The following is a 25,487-nucleotide window of genomic DNA, read 5'->3' on the forward strand; positions in this document are numbered from 1 at the left end:
ATGTTCTAATGAGGCATTATGATGAGGGTAAACGTAAAAATCGGCGATATTTTGCCGGACTGGAGCAGGTCGTGAATTCTCTGTCAGAAATTGGCTTCGCTATACAGCAGACAAGAAAAGAGAGCGGACTGACTCAAGAGCAGCTAGCAGAGCTGGCAGATATCTCTGAGCGCACTTTGCGTGCAATTGAAACTGCTAGTGGAAACCCCTCGATCATGGCCGTGCTGTCTGCAGCCGCAGTTCTTGGGCTGAAAATTGTGGTGGAGAAATGAGCCATGAAATCCAGGACCTCAAGCGAGTGCAGCGAGCGGATGTCTATCAAGGGTCGGTGCTCGCTGGGCACTTGACGCGTCTGAGTGACGGAGGCATCGAGTTTTCGTACACCGATGAATACATAGAATCTGGTGAGCGTGGAATCGCGACTGCTTTGCCCTCTTCCCCAGTTCCTTATGTAGGTCCAGGTGGTGGATTGCCGGCTTTCTTCTCTGGGCTATTGCCAGAGGGGCATCGACTTACGGTATTGAAAGATGCAGCGAAAACTAGCCTGTCAGATGAGCTGACTCTACTGATGGTTGTGGGTGGCGATACGCCAGGCAATGTTCGCGTAGCTCCGACAGGCACCGAACTGATCGCACCTCCTGCCGTGGCCGCGATTGCTGATCCAACAGAACTAGATTTCGCGATGTTGGCGAGAAGTCTTGACCGGCACTCAATTCCTGGTGTGCAGGAAAAAATCAGTGCCACAATGCTCACTACACCTTTGGCCTTGGATGGCGGGGCATATCTACTTAAACTGAATCCGCGCGATCATCCGCATCTCGTTGCCAATGAAGCGCTACATCTTCGGGCGGCTCGGGCTCTGAAGTTACCAGTGGCCAAGAACCAGCTAGTTTTCGACACTCATCAAGTCGAGGGGCTACTTGTCGAGCGCTTCGACCGACAGGTTTCTGCAAATAGTACGGTAGTGACACGGTACGCGCAGGAAGATGGATTGCAGGTTCTCGATTTACCCCCAGCCCTGAAGTATTCAGTCAGCGCCGAGCAGATTTCAGAGGCTCTTGCTTCGCATTGCCAGGCGTCGATACTGGCTAAGCGTAATTTATACCTTCAGTTTCTGTTCGCGTGGTTGACAGGCAACGGAGACTTGCATGGAAAGAACGTTTCCATGCTGGCTGATGCACATGGAAGGTTCTCAATGGCACCAATCTACGACGTTCCCTGCACACTCATTTACGGCGATGACACCATGGCTTTGACGGTCGCTGGCAAAGCCAAGAATCTCAAGAGGAAGCACTGGCAAGAATTGGCGCGGACGATGGGACTCACCGATAGAGCGGCTCAGTCGGCTAATCAGTTGGCGCTAAAAGCAGCAAATCTGATTGATCTGAGTGAGCTTCCGTTTGAAGGATCGCCCCTCCGTGGAACACTGCGTGAACTACGATTTCGTCGCATGGAAATTGGGTAATAGTCGGAGGATGCGAGGCTCTTCCATGTTGAGGAGAGCCATCGAATCACCGACGCCTTGCCGCGAGAATTGGGCTGGATCACTCCCATAGTTCAGGGTAGGGTCCAGATGACGCTCTGCTCCAGTGTGGAGATGGGAAGTTGTGCCAGTGACCGGCCATGAGCGTTTAGGAAACGGCCCCTGGAGGTAGGGGTTCCCGACACGTGCTGCCGCAGACGTCGACGCTAATTGTCTGGCGGTCTGTGCCGTGTTGCATTACGTCCAGACACCATCCACTCTTACCAGAACCTGAGTTCGTATGTTCTGGTTCACGAGGAAGTGACAACGATTGCTGTAGTGCGCTTTGCCTGGGTTGTAGCCGTACGCGCAGCTTCGCTTTATATTTTGATACTTCCCAATGAGTCGTCGACATGTTGCCATATGGAATGCTGACAATTGTCGTCGGACGAATTGATCTGCGGAAGCACAGGGCTGTTGGTGCGAGCAGTGGCAGGAACGTACCTTATCGATCCGGGTATCTTCCGGCCAGTCACGAATAGGTGTCCGAGGCGCTTATGACCTAGCGATTTCTATTTCAGGGTTCATCGACAAATATTGAGCCAAATCGTACACACCCAATTAGAGACCACAGATCCGAGCTCGGACGGCTAAGGACGACTAGCTGAGTAGTAGTCAGCCAGAGTCAGAGGGATAGGTTGTCACGCCGAGAGCCCAGATTCTCATTTCTTCGGGCTTGCCGCCCAACGTAAAGTACCGTGTCTGGTCCCTGACTGCCTCCTAGCGGGAATCGTTCCAGAGCCAAATACCGCGCTATTCGAGAAATAGTCCTTCCTGTCAACGTGATAGGACGCTAAGGTTCGTTTACTTCAACCGAGCAGAGTGCGGCATCCATACCGATCTCGCTACATGGCCGAAGAATGAGTTGTGTTGTAGAAGCTTGCACTGGGCAACGCGCTGCCCTTGGAATCGCCCGGCAAGTAATCCAGGTCGGACGAAAGGGCCCTTGCCGCGTTGGAGCTGCTCGGAGAATCGAAGCGTAGTAGTGGTGCCAGAGGCAAAGCGATTGAATCGGGCTCATGATAGGTGAGTAACTTGATGCAGTTGCAACGTGTGTTGGCTGAGGGGCGAGAATGTGGGCGGCATACCTTTGAGCATTCGTAAGGCTGGCAAGACTACCTACCAATGGGTTGATCCAATAGAGCGTAGGCAAGCGATTCAGTTCTAGTTTTGCCCTGTGCGGCTAGGCAGGTTTCGTCCGCCCTATCAATAGCGCTCTTGAGCGGACCAAAAACTGAAATTAAAGTCGAATTATTCCTGTGTGCACGGTCACCCCGGAAAAGGGCCTCCCGATTTGAAACATCCCGGAAATCTGTGTATAGTTTTTATCTGTCGCCGAAACAAGGCCGGAACAAAAACCGGTACAAAATTCGGTGATAATCCCCAGAAAATCAAGAGTTTTACACAGGTCACTGTGGATAAATCAAAATTAATGGGAACCAAGAATGCCGATTCAAATCACAAACAATTGATTTGACTTTCAGGAATTCAACGGTATAGAATATAAATATAACGCTGGACGAAATTGCCGCTTGAAAGAGTGGGCAGAGAACCGGTAAGTGTTTGTTGTTTGAGAACTCAATAGTGTGCCAAGTTTATTGATACCGAATTATTTTTAATTTGGTGGATATATAACATTTGCTTGGAATGATGCACCCCCGTGTGTTGTTCCGAGTGTTTTTATTCGCCAGGATTTTATCACTGATTCTTCCCTTATTTTCCGAGGGGTTTCGGTGGCTTTTTGTTTTTTATGGAGAGTTTGATCCTGGCTCAGGATGAACGCTGGCGGCGTGCTTAACACATGCAAGTCGAACGATGACCCCCAGCTTGCTGGGGTGATTAGTGGCGAACGGGTGAGTAACACGTGAGTAACCTGCCCCCGACTCTGGGATAAGCCCGGGAAACTGGGTCTAATACCGGATATGACCTTTGACCGCATGGTTTTTGGTGGAAAGATTTATCGGTTGGGGATGGACTCGCGGCCTATCAGCTTGTTGGTGAGGTAATGGCTCACCAAGGCGACGACGGGTAGCCGGCCTGAGAGGGTGACCGGCCACACTGGGACTGAGACACGGCCCAGACTCCTACGGGAGGCAGCAGTGGGGAATATTGCACAATGGGCGAAAGCCTGATGCAGCGACGCCGCGTGAGGGATGACGGCCTTCGGGTTGTAAACCTCTTTCAGTAGGGAAGAAGCGAAAGTGACGGTACCTGCAGAAGAAGCGCCGGCTAACTACGTGCCAGCAGCCGCGGTAATACGTAGGGCGCAAGCGTTATCCGGATTTATTGGGCGTAAAGAGCTCGTAGGCGGTTTGTCGCGTCTGCCGTGAAAGTCCGAGGCTCAACCTCGGATCTGCGGTGGGTACGGGCAGACTAGAGTGATGTAGGGGAGACTGGAATTCCTGGTGTAGCGGTGAAATGCGCAGATATCAGGAGGAACACCGATGGCGAAGGCAGGTCTCTGGGCATCTACTGACGCTGAGGAGCGAAAGCATGGGGAGCGAACAGGATTAGATACCCTGGTAGTCCATGCCGTAAACGTTGGGCACTAGGTGTGGGGGACATTCCACGTTTTCCGCGCCGTAGCTAACGCATTAAGTGCCCCGCCTGGGGAGTACGGCCGCAAGGCTAAAACTCAAAGGAATTGACGGGGGCCCGCACAAGCGGCGGAGCATGCGGATTAATTCGATGCAACGCGAAGAACCTTACCAAGGCTTGACATGTTCCAGACCGCCTCAGAGATGGGGTTTCCCTTCGGGGCTGGTTCACAGGTGGTGCATGGTTGTCGTCAGCTCGTGTCGTGAGATGTTGGGTTAAGTCCCGCAACGAGCGCAACCCTCGTTCCATGTTGCCAGCACGTAAAGGTGGGGACTCATGGGAGACTGCCGGGGTCAACTCGGAGGAAGGTGGGGATGACGTCAAATCATCATGCCCCTTATGTCTTGGGCTTCACGCATGCTACAATGGCCGGTACAATGGGTTGCGATACTGTGAGGTGGAGCTAATCCCTAAAAGCCGGTCTCAGTTCGGATTGGGGTCTGCAACTCGACCCCATGAAGTCGGAGTCGCTAGTAATCGCAGATCAGCAACGCTGCGGTGAATACGTTCCCGGGCCTTGTACACACCGCCCGTCAAGTCACGAAAGTTGGTAACACCCGAAGCCGATGGCCTAACCACCTTGTGTGGGGGGAGTCGTCGAAGGTGGGACTGGCGATTGGGACTAAGTCGTAACAAGGTAGCCGTACCGGAAGGTGCGGCTGGATCACCTCCTTTCTAAGGAGCTAACCAATTATTGGTTGCCCGTTTCTGCCACGAGTGTTGGCAGGCGGGTTGCTCATGGGTGGAATATCAATGAACTCAGTACCGGAAAACGCGTTGACCTGATGGTTGGGGCGGGGTATTGGCTATGGCTGCATGGTGTTCATGCTCTTTTAGTACGCGTCCCTTTGGGGGTGTTGGAATGAGGGTGTGGGGGTTGTGCGGTTTGTATGGTTTGGCATGCTGTTGGGTTTTGAGGCAACAAGCGTCCTGTCCCTTTGGGGGTGGGTGTTTGGTGTTTCAGTGTTTGTCCTGTGTCTTTGCGCGCTGGCTTAATGGGTTCCTTTTTGGGGGTCTTTGGTCGGTGGTGCGGGGGTGTGGGGTTGTTGTTTGGGAACTGTATAGTGAACGCGAGCATCTTATAAGATGACCATGTCGGATGCCTTTCGGGGTGTTCTTGCGTGGTTGTTTTGTGATTTTGTTGATTGTTTTATTGCTCAATCTGAGACTTTGATTTGTGTTGAAGTTTTTAAGGGCGCACGGTGGATGCCTTGGCATCAGGAGCCGATGAAGGACGTGGGAATCTGCGATAAGCCTGGTGGAGTCGATAACCGGACGTTGAGACCAGGATTTCCGAATGGGGAAACCCCGTACGGTGTCATGCCGTATGACCTGCAGCTGAATGTATAGGCTGTGTGGAGGGAACGCGGGGAAGTGAAACATCTCAGTACCCGCAGGAAGAGAAAACAATAGTGATTCCGTTAGTAGTGGCGAGCGAACGCGGATGGGGCTAAACCGGTTGGTGTGTGATAGCGGATAGGCGTTGCATCACCGGGGTTGTGGGGCCTACATGTGCTAACCCTATCTGGTTAGCGGGATGAGGTGCAGGCGTATAGGTGAATCGGTTGGAATGCCGGACCAGAGAGGGTGATAGTCCCGTAGGTGTAATGCGTGTCTGCCGTTCTAGTGTGGGTACCCGAGTAGCACGGGGCTCGAGAAATCTTGTGTGAATCTGCCAGGACCACCTGGTAAGCCTGAATACTACCTGATGACCGATAGTGAATCAGTACCGTGAGGGAATGGTGAAAAGTACCCCGGGAGGGGAGTGAAATAGTACCTGAAACCGTGCGCTTACAATCCGTTAAAGCATCCCACTTGTGGGGTGTGATGGCGTGCCTTTTGAAGAATGAGCCTGCGAGTTAGTGCTGTGTCGCGAGGTTAACCCGTGTGGGGAAGCCGTAGCGAAAGCGAGTCTGAATAGGGCGTTTGAGTGGCACGGTCTAGACCCGAAGCGAAGTGATCTACCCATGGCCAGGTTGAAGCGCGTGTAAGAGCGCGTGGAGGACCGAACCCACTTCAGTTGAAAATGGAGGGGATGAGCTGTGGGTAGGGGTGAAAGGCCAATCAAACTTCGTGATAGCTGGTTCTCCCCGAAATGCATTTAGGTGCAGCGTTACGTGTTTCTTACCGGAGGTAGAGCTACTGGATAGCTAATGGGCCCTACAAGGTTACTGACGTTAGCCAAACTCCGAATGCCGGTAAGTGAGAGCGTAGCAGTGAGACTGTGGGGGATAAGCTTCATAGTCGAGAGGGAAACAGCCCAGAACGCCAACTAAGGCCCCTAAGCGTGTGCTAAGTGGAAAAGGATGTGGAGTTGCTGTGACAACCAGGAGGTTGGCTTAGAAGCAGCCACCCTTGAAAGAGTGCGTAATAGCTCACTGGTCAAGTGATTCCGCGCCGATAATGTAGCGGGGCTCAAGCACACCGCCGAAGTTGCGTCATTCAAATATTTGCCTGGTTTCGATTGGGCGTTTGGATGGGTAGGGGAGCGTCGTGTGGACGGTGAAGTCGCGGTGTAAACCAGCGGTGGAGACCACACGAGTGAGAATGCAGGCATGAGTAGCGAATGACGGGTGAGAAACCCGTCCGCCGAATGATCAAGGGTTCCAGGGTCAAGCTAATCTGCCCTGGGTGAGTCGGGACCTAAGGCGAGGCCGACAGGCGTAGTCGATGGACAACGGGTTGATATTCCCGTACCGGCGAAGAACCGCCCATACTGAGCTTTTGATGCTAACCACCACTGAGCATGATGTTGCGGCCTTCGGGCTGCTTTTGTGTGAGGTGCTGGGAACCAATTTTGTGAGGTAAGCGTATTAACAGGTGTGACGCAGGAAGGTAGCCGAGCCAGGCAATGGAATTGACCTGGTCCAAGGGTGTAGGCCGAGAGATAGGCAAATCCGTCTCTCATTTATGGTTGAGACCTGATAGGCACCCACTTCGGTGGGTGATTTGGTGATCCTATGCTGCCTAGAAAAGCATCGGCGCGAGGTTCTAGTCGCCCGTACCCCAAACCGACACAGGTGATCAGGTAGAGAATACTAAGGCGATCGAGAGAATCATGGTTAAGGAACTCGGCAAAATGCCCCCGTAACTTCGGAAGAAGGGGGGCCTGCCCCGTGAGGAAGACTTGCTCTTCTTTTGCGGGTGTGGGCCGCAGAGACCAGGGGGAAGCGACTGTTTACTAAAAACACAGGTCCGTGCGAAGTCGCAAGACGATGTATACGGACTGACTCCTGCCCGGTGCTGGAAGGTTAAGAGGACCGGTTAGCAACTTGTTGCGAAGCTGAGAATTTAAGCCCCAGTAAACGGCGGTGGTAACTATAACCATCCTAAGGTAGCGAAATTCCTTGTCGGGTAAGTTCCGACCTGCACGAATGGAGTAACGACTTCCCCGCTGTCTCAACCATGAACTCGGCGAAATTGCAGTACGAGTAAAGATGCTCGTTACGCGCAGCAGGACGGAAAGACCCCGAGACCTTTACTATAGTTTGGTATTGGTGTTCGGTGCAGCTTGTGTAGGATAGGTGGGAGACTGTGAAGCTCGGACGCTAGTTCGGGTGGAGTCATCGTTGAAATACCACTCTGGCTGTACCGGTCACCTAACTTCGGACCATGATCTGGTTCAGGGACAGTGCCTGATGGGTAGTTTAACTGGGGCGGTTGCCTCCTAAAATGTAACGGAGGCGCCCAAAGGTTCCCTCAGCCTGGTTGGCAATCAGGTGTCGAGTGTAAGTGCACAAGGGAGCTTGACTGTGAGAGTGACAGCTCGAGCAGGGACGAAAGTCGGGACTAGTGATCCGGCGGCACCTCGTGGAAGGGCCGTCGCTCAACGGATAAAAGGTACCTCGGGGATAACAGGCTGATCTTGCCCAAGAGTCCATATCGACGGCATGGTTTGGCACCTCGATGTCGGCTCGTCGCATCCTGGGGCTGGAGTAGGTCCCAAGGGTTGGGCTGTTCGCCCATTAAAGCGGTACGCGAGCTGGGTTTAGAACGTCGTGAGACAGTTCGGTCCCTATCCGCTGCGCGCGTTGGAAATTTGAGAAGGGCTGTCCTTAGTACGAGAGGACCGGGACGGACAAACCTCTGGTGTGTCAGTTGTACTGCCAAGTGCACCGCTGATTAGCTACGTTTGGAAGGGATAACCGCTGAAAGCATCTAAGCGGGAAGCCTGCTTCGAGATGAGATTTCCATGCACCTTGAGTGTGAGAGGCCCCCAGCTAGACCACTGGGTTGATAGGCAGGATGTGGAAGCAAGGACTAAAGACTTGTGTAGCTGACCTGTACTAATAGGCCGATGACTTACAACACACACTAAAGCAATCGTTGAAGACAATTATTGCTCGCGTTCACTATACGGTTACGAGACAACAACTCTTGTAACACACACTGGATCATTGGCTTGATCGTCAGTATTTCCGGCTCACCTTCGGTGGGTTGGGGGTGGTGATGGGTCGGGTTGGTGGTGTGGTTCATAAGACTTAATGGCACTGGATCATCAGGTGTTGTTTCGAGACTGTTACGGCGGTCATAGCGTGGGGGAAACGCCCGGTCCCATACCGAACCCGGAAGCTAAGGCCCACTGCGCCGATGGTACTGCACTCGTGAGGGTGTGGGAGAGTAGGTCACCGCCGGACTTAACTTGAAGTATGTAGTTTGTTTTGATGATGGTTTGAGGCCCTTGCACCTGGTGGTGCGGGGGCCTCACCTGTTTAAGCCTTCGGCGCATATACGTGCGACTTCCTTCGGGCTAGAGATCTACTAGATACAGTGAATAGTAGGTACTGCTAGATCCGCTATACAGGGAGCCCCTCGTTGACTACAGATGCGCTGAAATATCGTGATGATTCTATCCGCCCCCAGGATGACCTTTACCGTCATTCGAACGGTAAGTGGTTCGAATCAGCGTCCATCCCGAGCGACCAAGGGCTCTACGGATCTTTCATGGAGCTTCGCGATGACGCCGAAGACGCGGTCCATTTGATCATTACTGATGCGGTGAAAGCCTATGAATCCGGATCGGAACTAGCTGGACCATCACAGCGTATTGCCAACCTATACGGCAGCTTCATGAACGAAGAAGTCATCGAACAGCGCGGCGCCGACCCGGTAGCCGAATACCTGCAGGCAATTTCGGACGTTTCGGATGTTGAATCCCTGCTTGAGCTATCTGGCTCCTTCTACCGCAAGGGAATCAGTGGTTTCCTAGCCTCGGGTGCCATGAACGACGCCGGAAACCCGGAACGAAACCTGTTGACCTTCTTGCAGGGTGGACTCGGATTGCCAGATGAGTCCTATTACCGCGAAGAACAGTTCTCACAGACCGTCGCCGACTATGAAGAGCACCTCACTCGACTGCTGACACTCGGTGGCATAGCCGAGCCTGCGCAGGCGGCAGCCTCTGTGATTGCGCTAGAGACCAAGATTGCTAGCCACCACTGGGATCGAGTGAAGGTCCGCGACGCTCAAGCACGCTACAACCTCATGACCGAGGAGGAGGTCTTCAAGCTGTTCCCTGGCCTGCGCCTGTGGCTGAAGGGTGCCGGCATCGAATCGAAGTACTCCGCCGAGGTAGTCTTCTGGCAGCCAAGCTACTTCGAAGCACTCTCAGGACTGCTAAGTGCAGAGCCCCTGGCCAGTTGGAAGAACTGGCTAACCGTGCAAGCGCTGCGTTCCTTTGCGCCTTACCTATCCAGTGCATTCGTCAATGAGAACTTCTCCTTCTACGCGGCCAAGCTCGGCGGGGTGGAAACGCTCAAGGAACGTTGGAAGCGCGGAGTCGCGTTCACCGAAGGCGGCGTAGGCGAAGATATCGGTCAACTCTATGTGGCCAAGCACTTCCCGCAGGAAGCAAAGCTTGCGATGGACGCTCTGGTTGAGCGGCTTATCGAGGCCTATCGCATTTCGATCTCGAATCTGCCGTGGATGGGCGCGGAGACCATCGAAAAAGCACTTGAGAAACTTTCGATGTTCCGGTCTAAGATTGGCTATCCCAACGAGTGGATCGACTACTCCTCAATTGAGACCGACCCCGTGGACGTCATCGCGAACCTTGCGGCGGCGAACGAATTCGAATTCAAGCGAGAGCTGAAGAAGATCGATGACGGGGTGGACCGCGAGCTATGGTTCATGTACCCGCAGACCGTCAACGCCTACTACCATCCGTTACTGAACGAGATCGCCTTCCCTGCTGCCATCTTGCGCTTGCCTTTCTTCGACAAGGACCGCGACGTCGCCTCGAATTTTGGTGCCATCGGCGCGGTCATCGGACACGAGATCGGCCATGGATTCGATGACCAGGGCTCGCAGTACGACGGGACCGGACAGCTGACCAACTGGTGGACCGAGGAAGACCGCGCGGCTTTTGAGCAGCTCACCGGCAAGCTGGTTGACCAATACAACGCGTTGCACCCCACCGAGGCACCGGATCACCAGGTGAACGGCGAGCTGACGCTCGGCGAAAACATCGGTGACCTCGGCGGGCTAGGCATCGCCTACCGAGCCTACAAGCTAGAGCTGGCCGCGCGCGGCATCGAAGCGGACGAGGTGATCGACGGGATTACCGGCGACCAGCGTTTCTTCTACTCCTGGGCCGAGTGCTGGCGCACGTTGATCCGTCCGGAGACCGCAGTGGTGCGCGTGACCACCGACCCGCACGCGCCGGGCGAGTTCCGCTGCAATCAGGTGCCCAAGAACCTGGCGGCATTCCATGAAGCCTTCGATACCAAGCCGGGCGATGGAATGTGGCTTGATCCGGCTGATCGAGTGACCATCTGGTAGGACGAGTCAAGGCGCAGGGAGCGATCTCTGCGCCTTGAATTCGTTAAGGCATAGAGATCACCGTGTAAGGCGCATCATGATCCTGCCAAATGACACTGAATGACACGTAGAATGGTCTATTGTGACTTCCCAAAATAATTCCGCAGATAGCACCGATCCAAACGACCAGCGTCAGGTCCGCATCGACAAGCGCAACGCCCTGCTGGCGAATGGCGAGGAAGCCTTCCCGGTTGGGGTGGCACGCACGCATAGCCTGCAGCAGGTCCGCGAACAGTTCCCTGAGCTGGAGCCTGATCAGGCCACTGGCGTCAAGGTCGGCATCGCCGGACGTATCGTCTTCATGCGCAATACCGGCAAGCTCTGCTTCGCCACCGTTCAGGAGGGCGGCCCGAAGGGTGCCGGCACCCGCCTGCAGGTCATGCTTTCGCTGGCAAATGTCGGCGAAGAGCGACTGGCCCAGTGGAAGTCCTTGGTTGACCTTGGCGACCATGTGTTCGTGACCGGCGAGGTAATTTCTTCGCGTCGCGGTGAACTGTCGGTGATGGCAGATGGCTTCGAAATGGCATCCAAGGCCCTGCGTCCATTGCCGGTGTTGCACGCAGAGCTGAACGAAGAAACCCGTGTGCGCCAGCGCTACGCGGATCTGATCGTTCGCAACGAAGCCCGCGAAATGGTGTACAAGCGCGCGGCCATCATCCGTGCGGTGCGCAACACCCTTGAAAGCCACGAGTACGTCGAGGTCGAGACCCCGATGCTGCAGCTGGTGCACGGTGGCGCTTCGGCCCGCCCATTTAAGACGCACCTGAACGCCTTCGACCAGGAAATGACCATGCGCATCGCGCTGGAGCTGTACCTGAAGCGTGCAGTGGTAGGCGGGGTGGACCGAGTCTTCGAAATCGGCCGCATCTTCCGCAATGAGGGCGTGGATTCCACGCACTCGCCAGAATTCACCATGCTTGAATGCTACGAAGCCTACGCAGACCAGTACGTGATGGCAGAGCGCATGCAGCAGATGATTTTGAATGCGGCGGACGCCATCGGCGCCGGTCGCACCATTGAGACCGCTAAGGGCACCATCAATCTGGACGGCGAATGGCGCTGGCTGAGCGTGTACCCGGGTCTCTCCGAAGCCGTAGGCGTGGAGATCACCCCAGAGACCGACGCCGAGGTATTGCGTGATGTCGCCGAAAAGCATCAGGTCAAGATCGATCCGGCATGGAGCGCGCAGAAGCTTGTTATCGAATTGTTCGGCGAGATTGTCGAGCCGAAGCTGATCGATCCGACCTTCGTCTGCGATTACCCGCCACTGGCGCAGCCATTGGCTCGTCCACACCGTTCAAAGCCCGGCGTAATCGAGGCCTGGGATTTGATCATTGGCGGAATGGAGCGCGGGACCGCCTTCTCCGAGTTGATTGACCCTGTCATCCAGCGTGAGCGCCTGACCGAGCAGTCGTTGTTGGCTGCCGGCGGCGATCCGGAGGCAATGCAATTGGACGAAGACTTCCTGCGTGCACTTGAATACGGCGCGCCACCAATGGGTGGTATCGGATTGGGCATCGACCGACTGGTCATGCTCTTCACCGACCTAGGTATTCGTGAAACGATCTTGTTCCCATTACTAAAGCCGGAGGCATAAAGCCCATGCCATATGTAGAGGCAATTGTTCCAACTATCGTGCTGGGGCTCATTTTTTGGTACGCGATCAAGGCTATTTCAAACGCTGATCGGAATGAGCGTAAAGCCCAGGCAGAAGCCGAAGCTAAAATCACGCAGCATGGTAATTCAGAATCCAACACCTCTGGAAATTAGGATAATCCTAGTAATTCCCTCTTAATTGTTTGATGCGTTCGAATTTATTGCAAAATTTGACTATACTTGATTTTTGCAATGGACTTTGAGTTCTTATGGACTTAGTTCAGCAAATCCACGCATGGAGGAAATGGAATAATGGCACGTCAGGTTCAGATTGCCCTGATTGACGACATTGATGGCAGCGAAGCAGTTGAGTCGATTTCGTTCAGTATTGCTGGTCAGCACTACGAGATTGACTTGAACACGGAGCATGCCGACGAATTCCGTGCGGCCCTAGAGCCATATATCGAAGCTGCGCGTTCGGCTAAGCAGAGCAGCGCAAGCGAGGCTCCTGCAATTCGCGCATGGGCCAAGGAAAACAACATTAAGGTCAACGCCCGCGGGCGTCTGAATGCTGATGTTGTCGACGCCTATAACGCAGCGATGCGCAAGGGTAGCCGGGGTCGCGCCAAGTAATTCACTAGGTGTTGATTTAGTCTCTCAAAGGGCCGGGGTATCGAAAGATACTCCGGCCCTTTGCTTGTATCACGACTAGATTACGAAGATTTTGTTTGGTGTACCAATCAATTTTATTTGCTTGAAGATAGAACAAATGAATTGCCGATAAATTTGCCACAAAGATATTGGTTTTCCGTTCAAACAGGCCGTCATCTACTCCTCCGGGTTATCCCTATGGCGAACAAGGGAGCATTGTGGCCCTGCGGTGCGTAGCATCGAATTATTGGTAAGCAAGGAGTGTGCCGAAGATGTTTGAGAGATTTACTGACCGTGCCCGTCGAGTTGTCGTGCTCGCCCAAGAAGAGGCGCGCATGCTCAACCACAACTACATCGGCACCGAGCACCTGCTGCTCGGTCTTATCCACGAAGGCGATGGGGTAGCCGCTAAGGCGCTCGAGTCGCTGAATATTTCGCTGGGTGCCGTGCGTGAGCAGGTGCAGGAGATTATCGGAAAGGGCCAGCAGGCGCCTTCCGGTCATATCCCCTTCACTCCACGCGCCAAAAAAGTTCTGGAGCTCTCGCTGCGTGAAGCGTTGCAGCTGGGGCATAACTACATTGGAACCGAGCACATCCTGCTCGGCCTGATCCGCGAGGGCGAGGGCGTCGCAGCCCAGGTGCTGGTGAAGTTGGGTGCCGACCTCGGTCGCGTGCGCCAGCAGGTCATCCAGCTGCTCTCGGGCTACCAGGGAAGCAAGGACACCGCCTCGGCTGGTGTCAGCTCCGGTGGACAGTCCGAGGGGACCCCTGCCGGGTCTGCAGTACTGGACCAGTTCGGTCGCAACCTCACCGCAGCCGCCCGCGAGGGCAAGCTGGACCCGGTGATCGGTCGCGAGCACGAGATGGAACGCGTTATGCAGGTCCTCTCGCGCCGTACCAAGAACAACCCGGTCTTGATCGGTGAACCTGGTGTCGGCAAGACCGCGGTTGTCGAGGGCTTGGCCCAGGCAATCGTGCGTGGCGACGTGCCGGAGACCATCAAGGACAAGCAGCTGTACACACTGGACCTCGGTTCGCTGGTGGCTGGCTCGCGTTACCGCGGCGACTTCGAAGAACGCCTGAAGAAGGTGCTCAAGGAGATCCGTACCCGCGGTGACATCATCTTGTTCATCGACGAGATCCACACCCTGGTGGGTGCTGGTGCCGCCGAAGGTGCAATCGATGCAGCCTCGATCCTCAAGCCAATGCTGGCCCGTGGCGAGCTGCAGACCGTCGGTGCCACCACGCTGGATGAGTACCGCAAGAATATCGAGAAGGACGCGGCGCTTGAGCGTCGTTTCCAGCCGATTCAGGTCAAGGAGCCCTCGGTCGAGTTGACCACGCAGATCCTGCGTGGCCTGCGTGACCGATACGAGGCGCACCACCGCGTGTCCATCACCGACGGTGCCCTGCAGGCTGCCGCCACGTTGGCGCACCGCTACATCTCAGACCGTTTCCTGCCGGATAAGGCCGTTGACCTGATCGACGAGGCGGGTGCACGACTGCGCATCCAGCGCATGACCGCCCCGCCGGCGCTGAAGGAAATGGACGAGGAAATCGCCACCGTGCGACTGGAGAAGGAAGCTGCGATTGATGCGCAGGACTTCGAAGGTGCCGCCTCGCTGCGCGATAAGGAATCCAAGCTCATCGAGGCCCGGAACGAGAAGGAAAAGTCCTGGCGCAACGGCGATCTGGATGAAATCTCTGAGGTGACCGAGGATCTCATCGCCGAGGTGCTAGCTAACTCGACCGGTATCCCGGTAGTGAAGCTGACCGAGGAAGAGTCCACGCGTCTGATGAACATGGAAGAAGAGCTGCACAAGCGCGTCATCGGCCAGGACTCGGCGATCAAGTCGATCAGCCAGGCGATCCGGCGTACCCGTGCAGGCCTGAAGGATCCGAACCGCCCCGGCGGCTCGTTCATCTTCGCCGGTCCAACCGGTGTCGGCAAGACCGAGCTGGCCAAGGCACTGGCCGAATTCCTCTTCGGTGAGGAAGACGCGCTGATCACCTTGGACATGTCGGAGTACTCCGAGAAGCACACCGTGTCGCGACTGTTCGGCGCCCCTCCGGGCTATGTCGGTTACGAAGAGGGTGGCCAGCTGACCGAGAAGGTGCGCCGCCGGCCGTTCGCCGTGGTGCTCTTCGACGAGGTGGAGAAGGCTCACGCCGACCTGTTCAACTCCTTGCTGCAGATTCTGGAAGACGGTCGACTGACCGACTCCCAGGGCCGCGTGGTGGACTTCAAGAACACCATCATCATCATGACCACCAACCTTGGTACCCGCGACATCTCTAAGGGTGTAATGACTGGTTTCCAGTCGGCAGCGGACACCAAGACCGGTTATGAGCGGATGCAGGCCAAGGTCCAGGAGGAGCTGCGCCAGCACTTCCGCCCGGAATTCCTGAACCGTGTTGATGACACCGTGGTCTTCCCGCAGCTGAGCCAGGATGAGATCGAAGAGATCGTTGATCTGTTCATCGGACGCCTGTCCAAGCGATTGGACGACCGCGGCATGACCATCGAGCTGACCCCAGCTGCACGTAGCCTGCTCGCCGAGCGCGGTTACGATCCTGCAATGGGCGCCCGCCCGCTGCGCCGCACGATCCAACGCGACATCGAGGACCAGCTCTCTGAGCGAATCCTGTTCGGGCAGATCGTCACCGGCCAGAAGATCACCGTGGATGTCGAAGGCGTGGCGGAGACGCGCAAGTTCACCTTCCACGCCGAGGGCGGCACCGGCCAGCTGGAAGGCGAGCCGGCACCGGCAGCGCTGGAAAGCTAAAACGAAGCATTAAGCACCGCGGGTGCGGTTTTCGGAGAAATCCGAAAACCGCACCCGCGGTGCTTTTTAACTAGTTTCCAACTGCCTTCGCAACCAAGGCGGTGAGCATCGCAGCCTGCTCGTCGTTCAAACCGGTGATCGCGAACGAGGTTGGCCACAGGGTTCCCTCGTCGAGCCGCGCCACATCATTGAATCCGAACGTCAGGTACCGGGCTTCGAACTTCTTGGCATCCTGAATAAAGCACAGCACCTTGCCATCGAGCGCATAGGCGGGCATGCCATACCAGAGCTTTGGCTCCAGCTGCGGTGCGGTGCTGGTGATGAGCTCGTTCAGGCGTGCTGCCAGCTCCTTATCCGTACCCTCGAAGGAGTCGATCTTCGCTTCAAGATCCTTGCGCGCCTGCTCCTGCTTTTCGGCCTTGGTCATGCGCTTCTTCGGTGCCTTGACCTCGGCCGCACGTTCCTTGATCGCGGCCTTCTCGGCGGCGCTGAATCCCGACTGGTCTGAATCTGACATGCTTATTCTCCTAAGAAACCTGGTTGATGCGAACCATATTGCCCGACGGATCGCGGAAGGCGCAATCGCGCGGTCCCCACGGCTGGTCGACAGGTTCCTGCAAAACCTCAGCCCCGCTGGCGCTCAGCGATTCGAAAAGCGAATCCACGTCGGGCACCGAAAGCACCAGGCCGCCCAGCGCGCCCTTGGCGATCAGCTCGCCGAGGGCAGCGGCGTCCTCTTCGGAGCGCCCGGCTCCCGGAGCGGAAAGCACCAAGTTCAGCCCGGGCTGCCCGGGAACGGCGAGCGATACCCAACGGAACCCGCCATGAGCCACATCGGAGGCTACCTCCAAACCGAGCGCGTCACGGTAGAAACCCAGCGCCTCATCGACGTCGAGAACCGTCAGAGGGACATACTGCACACTAATATTTGTCATGATTTCAGCCTAATGGCACGATTCCCGCCCGGCTTCTCCAAAACTGCTCAGAATCGCGGCGGACGCAGGAGGATCTTGGCAATGCAGGAGGGGATCTCTTCCGTCGCCGAATGCTCGCGCTCGCGATAGGCCGAAGGGGACTCGCCAACCACCTCGGTGAAACGGCTGCTGAAAGAACCCAGTGAGCTCCAGCCGACCTGCATGCAAGCATCTGTCACCGAAACTCCGGAGCGCAGCAGGTGCATGGCCCGCTCGATGCGCCGGGTCAGCAGGTAGGTATATGGGGTTTCGCCATAAGCGCGCTTGAACTCGCGGGAGAAATGCGCCGGGGACATCAGCGCACGAGATGCCATGGCTGGCACGTCCAAGGGATCGGCATACCGGCGGTCCATCAGGTCCCGGGCTCTGCGCAGGTGGGCGAGTGTCTGCAAATCCATTAGGCGCGCTTCCGGAAGACCAGGTAGAGCCCCAGGGCAACGCAGCACAGGTACACGCCGGTAACTGCGATCCAGCCGGCGGTGAATCCGCCAGGCGAGGAGATCAGCGCGCCCATCATCAACGGTCCAAAGGTGAATCCGGCGAACTGCCCGGCCGAGACGATGCCGGTGGAGCTGCCCAAGGACTGCGCGGGAACGGCGCGCAGCAATGCCGCCATCAGCACCACCGAGACGCCCAGCGCCGCCGCACCGTGAAGGACCACCGCTAGCCACAGCAACCACGCCGAGTCATGCACCTGAGCTTGCCAGAAGGTCACTGCGCCACAGGTGGCCAACAGCGCCAAGGTAAGCAGCAGCTTCGGCGCAGAGACCCCGCGAGCCATCAGCGCGCCCCAGCCGATTCGGGCGCCGACTCCGAAGGCGCCAGCCACCGCGGCGGTCAGTCCGCCCAGGAGCAGCGAAAAGTCCAACTCGCGCACCGCAAAGAGCGGAAGATAAACGTTAGTTGCCTGGACTCCCAAACCGTTGATGAAACCGAAAACTGTCAGGGTGACGACGATAAAGCGGGTAGATGGGCCGGTGGCCGTTGCCGAGTGCTGCCGCGCGCCGCTCGGGGCGGCCGGCAGCATCGCGGTGGCGTTGATCAGCTTCACCGCGAGCACGCCGAGCACCCCTGCAAGGACCGCGCCGACAAGAGAGGCGCCACGCCAACCCACCCAGGCTGCCAACAGCGGGAACCCCAGGCTGCCAACCAGCTGGCTGACCTGCACCCCGGACTGCTTTATCCCGGTCCAGGTGATGCGCTGGGCAGCGGGCACGCGTTGGACCAGCACCCGGTTGGTCACCCCGTTCGGGAATGACTGCGCAAACCCGGCGAGCATTGCCGCGATCAGGAGTACCGCATAGCCCCCAGGGAGCGCAACGAGTGCCAGCGCGGCCGCGGCCAGGCCGAAGATGAGGATGAATAAAGTGGTGTCTTTTTGGCGGTCTGCGAATGAGCTGAAGGCGGCGTTGCCGATAGCCGCGCACCCGAAGCACACGGTGGCCAGCAAGCCGAACTGCGCCTCACTGATTTGCAGGTCGCGAATGACCAGGTCGCTGGTTGCGCTCAACCCGTAGGTGAACAGCGGCGCGATGCCCACCGCGGCGAGGAGTACCAGCAGCAGGCCGGCTCCGGGTCTGGCCATGTGCCGTTGCATGTTGCTCCCTGATTTGAACTGGTCCGTCCTTAGTGTTGCATATTGCCTAGCTGATGTGTCACAAAAAAGACGTGAATGCTTGGGTGGCGTCGAGTACGCGAATAGTATTTGGCAGGTGAATACTTTTACCGTCCGTTCAGCCCGTACCAACGATGTTGCCAAAATTAGGGATCTTGTTCGGCCCTTGGCAGGAGATCGGATTCTGCTGGACAAAGAGGCGGTAACCTATTACGAATCTATTCAGGAGTTCGTGATCGCCGAAGACGCGGACGGCGAGGTGGCCGGCTGCGGAGGCCTGCACGTCATCTGGGAAGACATCGCCGAGATTCGAACGCTCGCCTCCAGCGCCCGGTACCGCGGGCAAGGGGTGGGACATATGCTCATTGAGGAATTGCTACGCCGGGCCAAGGCCGTTGGAGTTTCCCGGGTCTTCTGCCTGACCTTCGAGGTGGCATTCTTCGAACGCCATGGGTTCAGCGTCATGGAAGATCAGTCGGCGGTGGACCATGAGGTGTACCAAGAGCTACTGCACTCCCGTGATGAAGGCGTGGCCGAATTCCTGGACTTGGCGCGGGTCAAGCCGAATACGCTGGGCAACACCCGAATGATCTTGACCCTCTAATCCATCGAGTCAAAGCGCGCGCGGAAGAACAGGTAGAGCGCGTAAGCCAGCAGGCCCACGCCGATCGCCGTGAGGATTGGCGCCCCGAAGCTTTGCTCACGGATCGCTTTCAACGCCCCGTCCACACCGGTGGCCTCTTCGGGGTCCTGCTGGATCGTTGAGGTGATGAACAGCAAGCCGAGGGCAGCAAGCACCAGCCCCTTGGCCACGTAGCCGATGGTTCCGCTGATCTTGATGGCGGGGGAGAACTTGGACCCGCCCGAGGCGGAGAGGTCTGCCAAGAACTTTCGGGTCACGCCCTTGTAGAGGTAGTAGCCGGCCATGGCGAACAGGGTCAGCCCCAAGGCGATCAGCGCGATCCTTCCGACAGGATTTCCCATCAGTTCAGCGCTGAAGCTGCTTGCTGTTTTCCCGGAGTCGCTCCGGCCGCCGAGCGCGTAGCGACCGAAGGTGCCGCCGACCACGATGAAAACCCCGCCCATGGCCACATACTTGAGCCGGCCAAAGAGCCTATCCTGCTCGAAAAAAGCCTGCCCGACATGCCAGAACCCCAGCAGCAACGCTCCGGCGGCGCACACCCACAGCAGCACTTCGCCAAAGGGCTGCGCGGCGAGGGCTTGCAACGCACCGCTCTGGTCGGCTTCAGCCGATCTTCCGGTAGCCAGGAGGACCGCGAGGATGCCAAGGACCCCATGCAGCAGGCCGTTCGCAGCGTAACCAAGGCGCGCGGCACGCTCAAACCAGGGGTGATCGGCCGCTATTCGGGCGGCGTTGACTGCGTCGGCTGAACCTTTCATAGGCACAGCATAAGTTGACCGGGAGCCAAATGCGAGATGCGGCGCGCATCAGCTCAGCTTGGCAGCCGCACTCCGGCTGCTTCGTCAATTGCCAACCCGTCGCGCAGCAGCCCGGCTAGTGCACGTTCGCGCTGCTCGAGCGGTGCCTCGAGCTTGCCCAGCGCAACGTACTTGGCATGCTCCTGGCGTGCGAGGTCGGCTAGGAAAGTTTCGCGGTGCACGGGTTCTTCATGTTCGCGCAGGATCGCCATGATCGCCCCGCGAACCTGCCGGTCGGTGCCCTTCCAGGCTTGCCCCTTGGGTACGTAGTGCGGGGCCGGCTGTCCGGCTTTGATCCACGCGCAGTGCTCGAAAACCGGGCAGGTATCGCATTTAGGGGAGCGCGCTGTGCAGATCAGCGCGCCGAGTTCCATCACCGAGATGTTCCAGCGGTTCGCGGTTTCAGTATCTTCGGGCTGCACCTGCCGGGCGCGGGCGAACTCGCTGGCCCGCGGGTTCGGTTCGGGCAGGGCCATCGCGCCGAAGAGCCGGGCGTGCACCCGGCGAATGTTCGTGTCGACCACCACCGTGCGCTGCCCGTAGGCGAAGCAGGCGATCGCCGCGGCGGTGTACTCGCCCACTCCGGGCAGGGCGCGTAGCCGCTCTTCGGTCTCGGGGACGTGGCCGTCGTATTCGGTGGTAATTTCGATAGCTGCCGCGTGCAAGCGCATGGCCCGGCGCGGGTAGCCTAAGCGCCCCCATGCCTTGAGCGCCTCGGATAGCGGCTCCGCGGCAAGATCTTGGGGCCGCGGCCAGCGCCGCATCCACTCTTCCCAGACAGGTTGCACGCGCACCACAGGGGTCTGCTGCAGCATGAATTCGCTGACCATTACCTCCCACCCGGTGGCCCCGGGGCGTCGCCAAGGAAGGTCACGGGCATTGACGGAGTACCAGTCGTTGATCAGTCGGTGGATTTCTTGCACGTACTCCACTCTAAGCGAGCCGATTCACGGTGTGGAATCGGCTCGCATTACCGCGCTGCGGGCCGGACATGAACTAGCCTTAAGCCATGAGCAATGCATCGGGGGCTAAAGTGACGGCGAGCGTATATCGCCGTCGGCGCATTGCCGTGATCGCGATCGCGATAGCTATAGTCGGTTTGCTGGTGTGGGGCGCCGTCGCGCTGGCCGGAATCCTCGGTGCCAGCCCCGAGGGATCGGGAAGTCCTCAGGCCACGCCAACCAACTCGGCGGAACCAAGCGAATCCGCTGATCCGAGCCCGGACGGAAAATGCACGGTGGAAGAGATTGAGATTACCGCGCAGACGGATGCCCCCTCTTACTCCACCGACAAGCAGCCTCTGCTCATTCTCGGGATCGAGAATACCTCGAAGAGCGAGTGCGAATTGAACGTTGGCACCACGCAGCAGGAATTCTTGATCACCAGCGGCAACGATCGAATCTTCTCCACGGTCGATTGCCTTGCCGATGGCGAGGACGTCAATCTCATGATGAAGCCAGGGCAGAAAGAATCTGCTCGCTTCTCCTGGTCCCGGCAGCGGTCGGCCCCGGGCTGCAAGTCGGTCAACGTGCAACCTCGCCCGGGAACCTACAAGTTCACCGCGGCCTTGGGCGAAAACAACTCGGAGCCGGTCACCTTCCGTCTGGACTAGATGTATCGATCCAACAGCGAGGATTCGGCCATGCGGGCCAGCCCCTCACGGATCGAACGGGCGCGCTGTTCGCCAACCCCCTCAATTTCCATCAGCGAGGTAGTCGAAGCGGCCATGAGATGCTGCAGGTTATCGAAGGCTGCGACCAAACGCTCCCCGATGGCCTTGGGCACTGTGCGGATTTGCGAGAGCAGCCGGTAACCCTTCGGGGTGAGCTGATCATCTTGGCTCACCGTCGCGTGGGGGAACAAGATCTTGGTCAGTGCCTCCAATTCGATCAGCTGCGAATCGGAAATCTCATGTAGTTTTTCAAGCGCCGCGTTGATGTCCAGCTCTTCGCCCTCGGCATTGGAGTAGTCGCGCAGGATCAAGTGGTTGTCGGTCTGGATCCCGGCGAGCAGCTCGGCATGCTGAGCTGCTAGCAAACGGCCATCGACACCGAGTTCGAGCACGTGGCGGGAGATCTCTTCGCTGGTGCGCCGCAGCATCTCGGTGCGCTGCAGCACCGCGAGCACCTCGCGCACCGTGGCGACGTCCTCAATTTCGGCGGCCGAAAGGGCGCTGGTGACCTGGTCCAGGCGGTGCCGATAGCGTTCAAGGGTGGCGACGGCTTGATTGCCGCGAGCCAGTAGGCGCTCACTGGTTTCCAATACGTAGCGCTCGCCGGCGGCATAAAGGGTGATGGTGTGCATCGACTGGGAGACCGAGATCACCGGGAAACCTGTCTGCGTCGCCACCCGCTCGGCCGTGCGGTGGCGAGTTCCCGATTCCTGAGTTTCGATCGCCGCGTCAGGCATCAATTGCACGCCGGCCTGCAGCAGTTGCTTGCCGGTCGCGTCCAGAATTATCGCGCCGTCCATTTTCGCCAGTTCGCGGATCCGGGTTGGAGTGTATTCGGTGTTGATGCGGAAACCGCCGGAGCAGATGGATTCGACAATCCGATCGTGGCCCAGGACTACCAGGGCTCCGGTGCGTCCGCGCTGGATGCGTTCAAGGCCTTCGGCAAGTTCGGTCCCCGGGGCGATGCGGGCCAGGGTAGAGAGCAATGCGGGGGTGGGGTGCAGTTTCACCGTGCGTCCTTTCAGCGGGCAGCAACCCCCATTTTATCGTGTGGAGTTCTGCCTTTGGGTAAAGGCGATATCCAGCGCCTCGGTAATCGACTCAACTTGGAAGACCCGGATGCCCTCTGGAATGTTTTTCAGTGGCTCGGGGGTGGACGGAGCCATGGCGAAGGAGAACCCCAAGCGGGCAGCCTCGGTGATGCGCCTGGAGATCTCCGGAACCTGGCGGACCTCACCGGCCAGACCCACCTCGCCAAAGGCGACAAAGTCCTGCGGGAGCGGGAATTCGTTCATCGAGGAGGCGATCGCCAAGGCGCAGGAAAGATCCGCTGCAGGTTCGGTGATTTTCACTCCGCCAACGGTGGCGATATAGGAATCCATGGAGGACAGGTCCATGCGGGCGCGCGCCTGCAGAACCGCGAGCACCATCTGCGCACGGGCCGGATCCAGTCCGCTGGTGGCCCGGCGCGGCGCCGGTGCCGTGGAGCGCGAAAGCAGTGTCTGCACCTCGGCGACCAGTGGGCGCCGGCCCTCTAAGGTTACGGTGATGCAGGTGCCGGGCACCGGATTGCGGGTCCGCGTGACGAAGAGTTTCGACGGGTCGGTCAGCGATTGAATGCCATCTTCATTCAAGTCAAAGCAGCCCACCTCATCGGTAGCTCCATAACGGTTTTTCAGCGCGCGCAGGATGCGCAACCGCGAATGCTTCTCCCCGTCGAATTGGCAGACCACATCGACCAGGTGTTCAAGCAGCCGTGGGCCCGCTACCGAGCCTTCCTTGGTTACGTGGCCGACCATGATGGTGGTCATCGCCCGGGTCTTCGCCGCGTTGATAATGGAGGCGGCCACCTCACGCACCTGCGAAACGCCACCGGCGGAACCGTCGATTTCGGCTGAGGAGAAGGTCTGCACCGAGTCCAGGACCAGCAATTGCGGATCGATCTCGCGGATCTGCCCCAGAGCCAAGGACAGGTCTGTTTCGGCTGCCAGGTAGAGATTGTCAGCGACGGCGTTAATCCGTTCGGCGCGGGATTTCACCTGTGCCGCGGATTCTTCGCCGGTCAGGTAGAGGACGCGAAGCCCGGTCTGCGCGGCCTTGGCCGCGACGTCGAGGAGCAGCGTGGATTTGCCCACTCCGGGTTCGCCGGCGAGCAGGATCGCCGCGGCGGGAACCAGGCCGCCGCCAAGCACCCGGTCGAGTTCGGAGACTCCGCTGGTGCGGAAAGCAGCCGCGGAACCATCGATTTCTGCGATGGGCCGGGCAAGGTTTGCGACCTTCGCTGCAGGCGCGGTGCGAGCGGATATCGCGCCGACTTCCTCTACCGAACCCCAGGCTTGGCATTCGCCGCAACGGCCGACCCATTTAACCGTCGTCCAGCCGCATTCGGCGCACTTGTAGCTTGCTGGAGACTTGCTGCGTGTCGAGGTCTTGGCCATGTACCAATGCTATCGAGGCCGGCGGACAATTCAGCTCAGGCGGGGCAGTGGCCCAACGGCTTCCTGGTGATCGCGGCCGGCAGCCTGCAAGAGGTCGACGACAAGCGGACGCAATAGCAGCACCAGCCCTTCGCCTTGGAGTCCTTCAACCCCAAGCTCACGCGGGTCAAGCTGGGCTGCCACCGCTTCGAGCTGGTGGCGCGCGGCCTTCTCGAATTTTCGTTGCCCCGCCACAGTTGGTTCGCGCACCGAATGGGCCATGGTGTTGACCGCCTCGGAAACATCGCGCAGCAGCGGTGCCACATTCTGCGCGCCTTCTGGGGTCAGCGCGCCATTGCTGAGCACCGAAGCCAGGCGGCGGGCGAAGACGCGGCTGTTGCGCGCGGCGCGGTCGTAATGCTCGAGGCGCAAGGCGAGCCGGGCCAGTTCGTGCCGGTGCCTGCGCGCCGTGGGGGACAGGGTGGCGATTTCCTTGGCCGCGCGGAAGGCTGCCGGAAGCTTTTCGACATGGCGTTGGGTGGCGCGTGCCTTGATCAGGGCGTGGAAGGCCGCACGGTGGTCGTCGTCCCGCACCGCCCAGGAGCACTCGATCAACGCCTCGGAAAGTTCCTTGAGCAGATCCGAGAGGGCGCCGATCGGGGTGCGCCGCGGATCGCTGGGCCATAGGACGATGATCAGCAGTGCAAGCACCGAACCAGTCATGGCATCGAATGATCTGGCGAATGGCCCGTCCGCGCTGATTGGCAGCAGCACCACCAGGGCGGATTGCATGCCCAGCTGGGTGGAGAAGATCGCTCCCGAATCCAGGTAGCGGGCGATGACCAAGGACAGCGACATCACCGCCGCGGCCTGCCAGATGCCCTGCCCCCACCAGTGCATGAGACCGTCGCCCAAGGCCACGCCCAGCGTGCACCCAAGCGCCACCTCGGCGGTGCGCCGGGTGGTGGTGGCAGCCCCGAAGCCCAGGGAAATCAGCGCGCTGGTTGCCGCGAAGATTGGGTCGGTGTGCCCCCAGATCGCCGAGGCGATCCAGAACGCGCCGATCGCGCCCAATGTCATGCGCAGGATGCGCGGCAATGAATTGCGCGCGCGCACCAGTCCGGAACGGTTCCGTTGGGCCAGGAACTTCCTCACGCGTTGCGGCATTCGTGCTTGGGGCATGGGACAAGTGTTCCACGAGCCGCCGTGACGTGGCACACTGGCAACGAAGATATTGCGACCGTGAGAGAGGTCACTGTGCTTTTGCAAGGTTGTTAACCTTTTGTTCACCTTCGCCGGGGCAGCTGGTTACCTCGGGCGTTTAACGTCGTATACGAAGCGTGGCAGATGTCCGCTGTTGGTCCCACTCAGATCATCGACAAATGGGGAGTTATAAC

The 25,487-nt window shown here is 58.2% G+C and carries 18 protein-coding genes and 3 rRNA genes; 12 read left to right on the top strand and 9 right to left on the bottom strand.

What is annotated here, in order from left to right; all coding sequences use genetic code 11:
• Positions 1-8 precede the first annotated feature (8 nt).
• The 10 genes from LG294_RS00510 to LG294_RS00555 all read left to right on the top strand — a co-directional run bounded on the left by LG294_RS00510 (position 9) and on the right by LG294_RS00555 (position 15,972).
• Positions 9-272, top strand: coding sequence for a helix-turn-helix transcriptional regulator (locus LG294_RS00510; protein WP_404288488.1), 264 nt, complete (start codon positions 9-11; stop codon positions 270-272).
• Positions 269-1,465: a type II toxin-antitoxin system HipA family toxin gene (locus tag LG294_RS00515; protein ID WP_404288490.1), complete on the top strand. Its 1,197-nt coding sequence runs from the start codon at positions 269-271 to the stop codon at positions 1,463-1,465. Before LG294_RS00510 ends, LG294_RS00515 begins: the two co-directional genes overlap by 4 nt.
• 1,804 nt (positions 1,466-3,269) lie before the next feature.
• Positions 3,270-4,795 (top strand): 16S ribosomal RNA (locus tag LG294_RS00520).
• 504 nt (positions 4,796-5,299) lie between these two features.
• Positions 5,300-8,431: ribosomal RNA gene (locus LG294_RS00525) — 23S ribosomal RNA — on the top strand.
• Between the two features lie 209 nt (positions 8,432-8,640).
• Positions 8,641-8,757, top strand: a 5S ribosomal RNA gene (gene rrf / locus LG294_RS00530).
• The 16S, 23S and 5S rRNA genes sit together here, the layout of an rRNA operon.
• Before the next feature lie 178 nt (positions 8,758-8,935).
• Positions 8,936-10,900, top strand: coding sequence for a M13 family metallopeptidase (locus LG294_RS00535; protein WP_404288492.1), 1,965 nt, complete (start codon positions 8,936-8,938; stop codon positions 10,898-10,900).
• 121 nt (positions 10,901-11,021) lie between these two features.
• The gene (lysS, locus tag LG294_RS00540) at positions 11,022-12,536 is read left to right on the top strand and encodes a lysine--tRNA ligase (RefSeq protein ID WP_404288494.1); all 1,515 of its coding nucleotides are present in this window, start codon (positions 11,022-11,024) and stop codon (positions 12,534-12,536) included.
• A gap of 5 nt (positions 12,537-12,541) precedes the next feature.
• On the top strand, positions 12,542-12,709 hold the full coding sequence (locus LG294_RS00545; protein WP_404288496.1) for a hypothetical protein: 168 nt from the start codon (positions 12,542-12,544) through the stop codon (positions 12,707-12,709).
• A gap of 138 nt (positions 12,710-12,847) precedes the next feature.
• A complete protein-coding gene (locus tag LG294_RS00550; RefSeq protein WP_404288498.1) occupies positions 12,848-13,168 on the top strand; it encodes an Lsr2 family protein in 321 nt (106 codons plus the stop codon).
• A gap of 290 nt (positions 13,169-13,458) precedes the next feature.
• On the top strand, positions 13,459-15,972 hold the full coding sequence (locus tag LG294_RS00555) for an ATP-dependent Clp protease ATP-binding subunit (RefSeq protein WP_404288500.1): 2,514 nt from the start codon (positions 13,459-13,461) through the stop codon (positions 15,970-15,972).
• Between the two features lie 70 nt (positions 15,973-16,042).
• Here the strand turns inward: LG294_RS00555 and LG294_RS00560 are convergent, their stop codons facing one another.
• The 4 genes from LG294_RS00560 to LG294_RS00575 are packed head-to-tail and all read right to left on the bottom strand — an operon-like array spanning position 16,043 to position 18,543.
• The gene (locus LG294_RS00560) at positions 16,043-16,489 is read right to left on the bottom strand and encodes an iron chaperone (protein WP_404288502.1); all 447 of its coding nucleotides are present in this window, start codon (positions 16,487-16,489) and stop codon (positions 16,043-16,045) included.
• A gap of 10 nt (positions 16,490-16,499) precedes the next feature.
• The gene (locus LG294_RS00565; RefSeq protein WP_404288504.1) at positions 16,500-16,907 is read right to left on the bottom strand and encodes a VOC family protein; all 408 of its coding nucleotides are present in this window, start codon (positions 16,905-16,907) and stop codon (positions 16,500-16,502) included.
• A gap of 47 nt (positions 16,908-16,954) precedes the next feature.
• Positions 16,955-17,344, bottom strand: a complete 390-nt coding sequence (locus LG294_RS00570) for a helix-turn-helix domain-containing protein (protein ID WP_404288506.1) — start codon at positions 17,342-17,344, stop codon at positions 16,955-16,957.
• Positions 17,344-18,543, bottom strand: a complete 1,200-nt coding sequence (locus LG294_RS00575; RefSeq protein WP_404288508.1) for a nitrate/nitrite transporter — start codon at positions 18,541-18,543, stop codon at positions 17,344-17,346. The genes LG294_RS00570 and LG294_RS00575 overlap by 1 nt, the downstream gene beginning before the upstream one ends.
• Positions 18,544-18,658: 115 nt before the next feature.
• Between LG294_RS00575 and LG294_RS00580 the strand changes: the two genes are divergently transcribed.
• Positions 18,659-19,165 carry an amino-acid N-acetyltransferase gene (locus LG294_RS00580; protein WP_404288510.1) on the top strand — a complete coding sequence of 169 codons (507 nt, stop codon included), beginning with the start codon at positions 18,659-18,661 and terminating at the stop codon, positions 19,163-19,165.
• On the opposite strand, the gene LG294_RS00585 is transcribed toward LG294_RS00580, so the two are convergent.
• Positions 19,162-19,962 carry a DUF1206 domain-containing protein gene (locus LG294_RS00585; protein ID WP_404288512.1) on the bottom strand — a complete coding sequence of 267 codons (801 nt, stop codon included), beginning with the start codon at positions 19,960-19,962 and terminating at the stop codon, positions 19,162-19,164. The two genes, LG294_RS00580 and LG294_RS00585, sit on opposite strands and share 4 nt — an antisense overlap.
• A 53-nt stretch (positions 19,963-20,015) precedes the next feature.
• On the bottom strand, positions 20,016-20,924 hold the full coding sequence (locus LG294_RS00590) for an A/G-specific adenine glycosylase (RefSeq protein WP_404288514.1): 909 nt from the start codon (positions 20,922-20,924) through the stop codon (positions 20,016-20,018).
• An 86-nt stretch (positions 20,925-21,010) separates the two neighbouring features.
• Between LG294_RS00590 and LG294_RS00595 the strand changes: the two genes are divergently transcribed.
• Positions 21,011-21,613 (top strand): hypothetical protein, encoded by a 603-nt coding sequence (locus LG294_RS00595; RefSeq protein ID WP_404288516.1) that lies wholly within the window; start codon positions 21,011-21,013, stop codon positions 21,611-21,613.
• Here the strand turns inward: LG294_RS00595 and disA are convergent.
• The 3 genes from disA to LG294_RS00610 are packed head-to-tail and all read right to left on the bottom strand — an operon-like array spanning position 21,610 to position 25,272.
• Positions 21,610-22,683 (bottom strand): DNA integrity scanning diadenylate cyclase DisA, encoded by a 1,074-nt coding sequence (gene disA / locus LG294_RS00600; protein WP_404288518.1) that lies wholly within the window; start codon positions 22,681-22,683, stop codon positions 21,610-21,612. The genes LG294_RS00595 and disA overlap by 4 nt on opposite strands.
• Before the next feature lie 33 nt (positions 22,684-22,716).
• Positions 22,717-24,111, bottom strand: coding sequence for a DNA repair protein RadA (gene radA, locus LG294_RS00605; protein ID WP_404288520.1), 1,395 nt, complete (start codon positions 24,109-24,111; stop codon positions 22,717-22,719).
• Between the two features lie 30 nt (positions 24,112-24,141).
• On the bottom strand, positions 24,142-25,272 hold the full coding sequence (locus LG294_RS00610) for an aromatic acid exporter family protein (protein WP_404288522.1): 1,131 nt from the start codon (positions 25,270-25,272) through the stop codon (positions 24,142-24,144).
• Positions 25,273-25,487: the final 215 nt, after the last annotated feature.

Source organism: Glutamicibacter arilaitensis, assembly GCF_044793945.1.
Taxonomy (GTDB): domain Bacteria; phylum Actinomycetota; class Actinomycetes; order Actinomycetales; family Micrococcaceae; genus Glutamicibacter; species Glutamicibacter arilaitensis_B.

Bases quoted from the DNA above. Each gene is read 5' to 3' on its own strand.
- LG294_RS00555 (WP_404288500.1), top strand. From the start codon at position 13,459: ATGTTTGAGAGATTTACTGACCGTGCCCGTCGAGTTGTCGTGCTCGCC.
- LG294_RS00585 (WP_404288512.1), bottom strand. From the start codon at position 19,962: ATGAAAGGTTCAGCCGACGCAGTCAACGCCGCCCGAATAGCGGCCGAT.
- LG294_RS00515 (WP_404288490.1), top strand. From the start codon at position 269: ATGAGCCATGAAATCCAGGACCTCAAGCGAGTGCAGCGAGCGGATGTC.
- LG294_RS00565 (WP_404288504.1), bottom strand. From the start codon at position 16,907: ATGACAAATATTAGTGTGCAGTATGTCCCTCTGACGGTTCTCGACGTC.
- radA (WP_404288520.1), bottom strand. From the start codon at position 24,111: ATGGCCAAGACCTCGACACGCAGCAAGTCTCCAGCAAGCTACAAGTGC.
- LG294_RS00570 (WP_404288506.1), bottom strand. From the start codon at position 17,344: ATGGATTTGCAGACACTCGCCCACCTGCGCAGAGCCCGGGACCTGATG.
- LG294_RS00595 (WP_404288516.1), top strand. From the start codon at position 21,011: ATGAGCAATGCATCGGGGGCTAAAGTGACGGCGAGCGTATATCGCCGT.
- LG294_RS00575 (WP_404288508.1), bottom strand. From the start codon at position 18,543: ATGCAACGGCACATGGCCAGACCCGGAGCCGGCCTGCTGCTGGTACTC.
- LG294_RS00560 (WP_404288502.1), bottom strand. From the start codon at position 16,489: ATGTCAGATTCAGACCAGTCGGGATTCAGCGCCGCCGAGAAGGCCGCG.
- LG294_RS00550 (WP_404288498.1), top strand. From the start codon at position 12,848: ATGGCACGTCAGGTTCAGATTGCCCTGATTGACGACATTGATGGCAGC.
- LG294_RS00510 (WP_404288488.1), top strand. From the start codon at position 9: ATGAGGCATTATGATGAGGGTAAACGTAAAAATCGGCGATATTTTGCC.
- LG294_RS00610 (WP_404288522.1), bottom strand. From the start codon at position 25,272: ATGCCCCAAGCACGAATGCCGCAACGCGTGAGGAAGTTCCTGGCCCAA.
- LG294_RS00545 (WP_404288496.1), top strand. From the start codon at position 12,542: ATGCCATATGTAGAGGCAATTGTTCCAACTATCGTGCTGGGGCTCATT.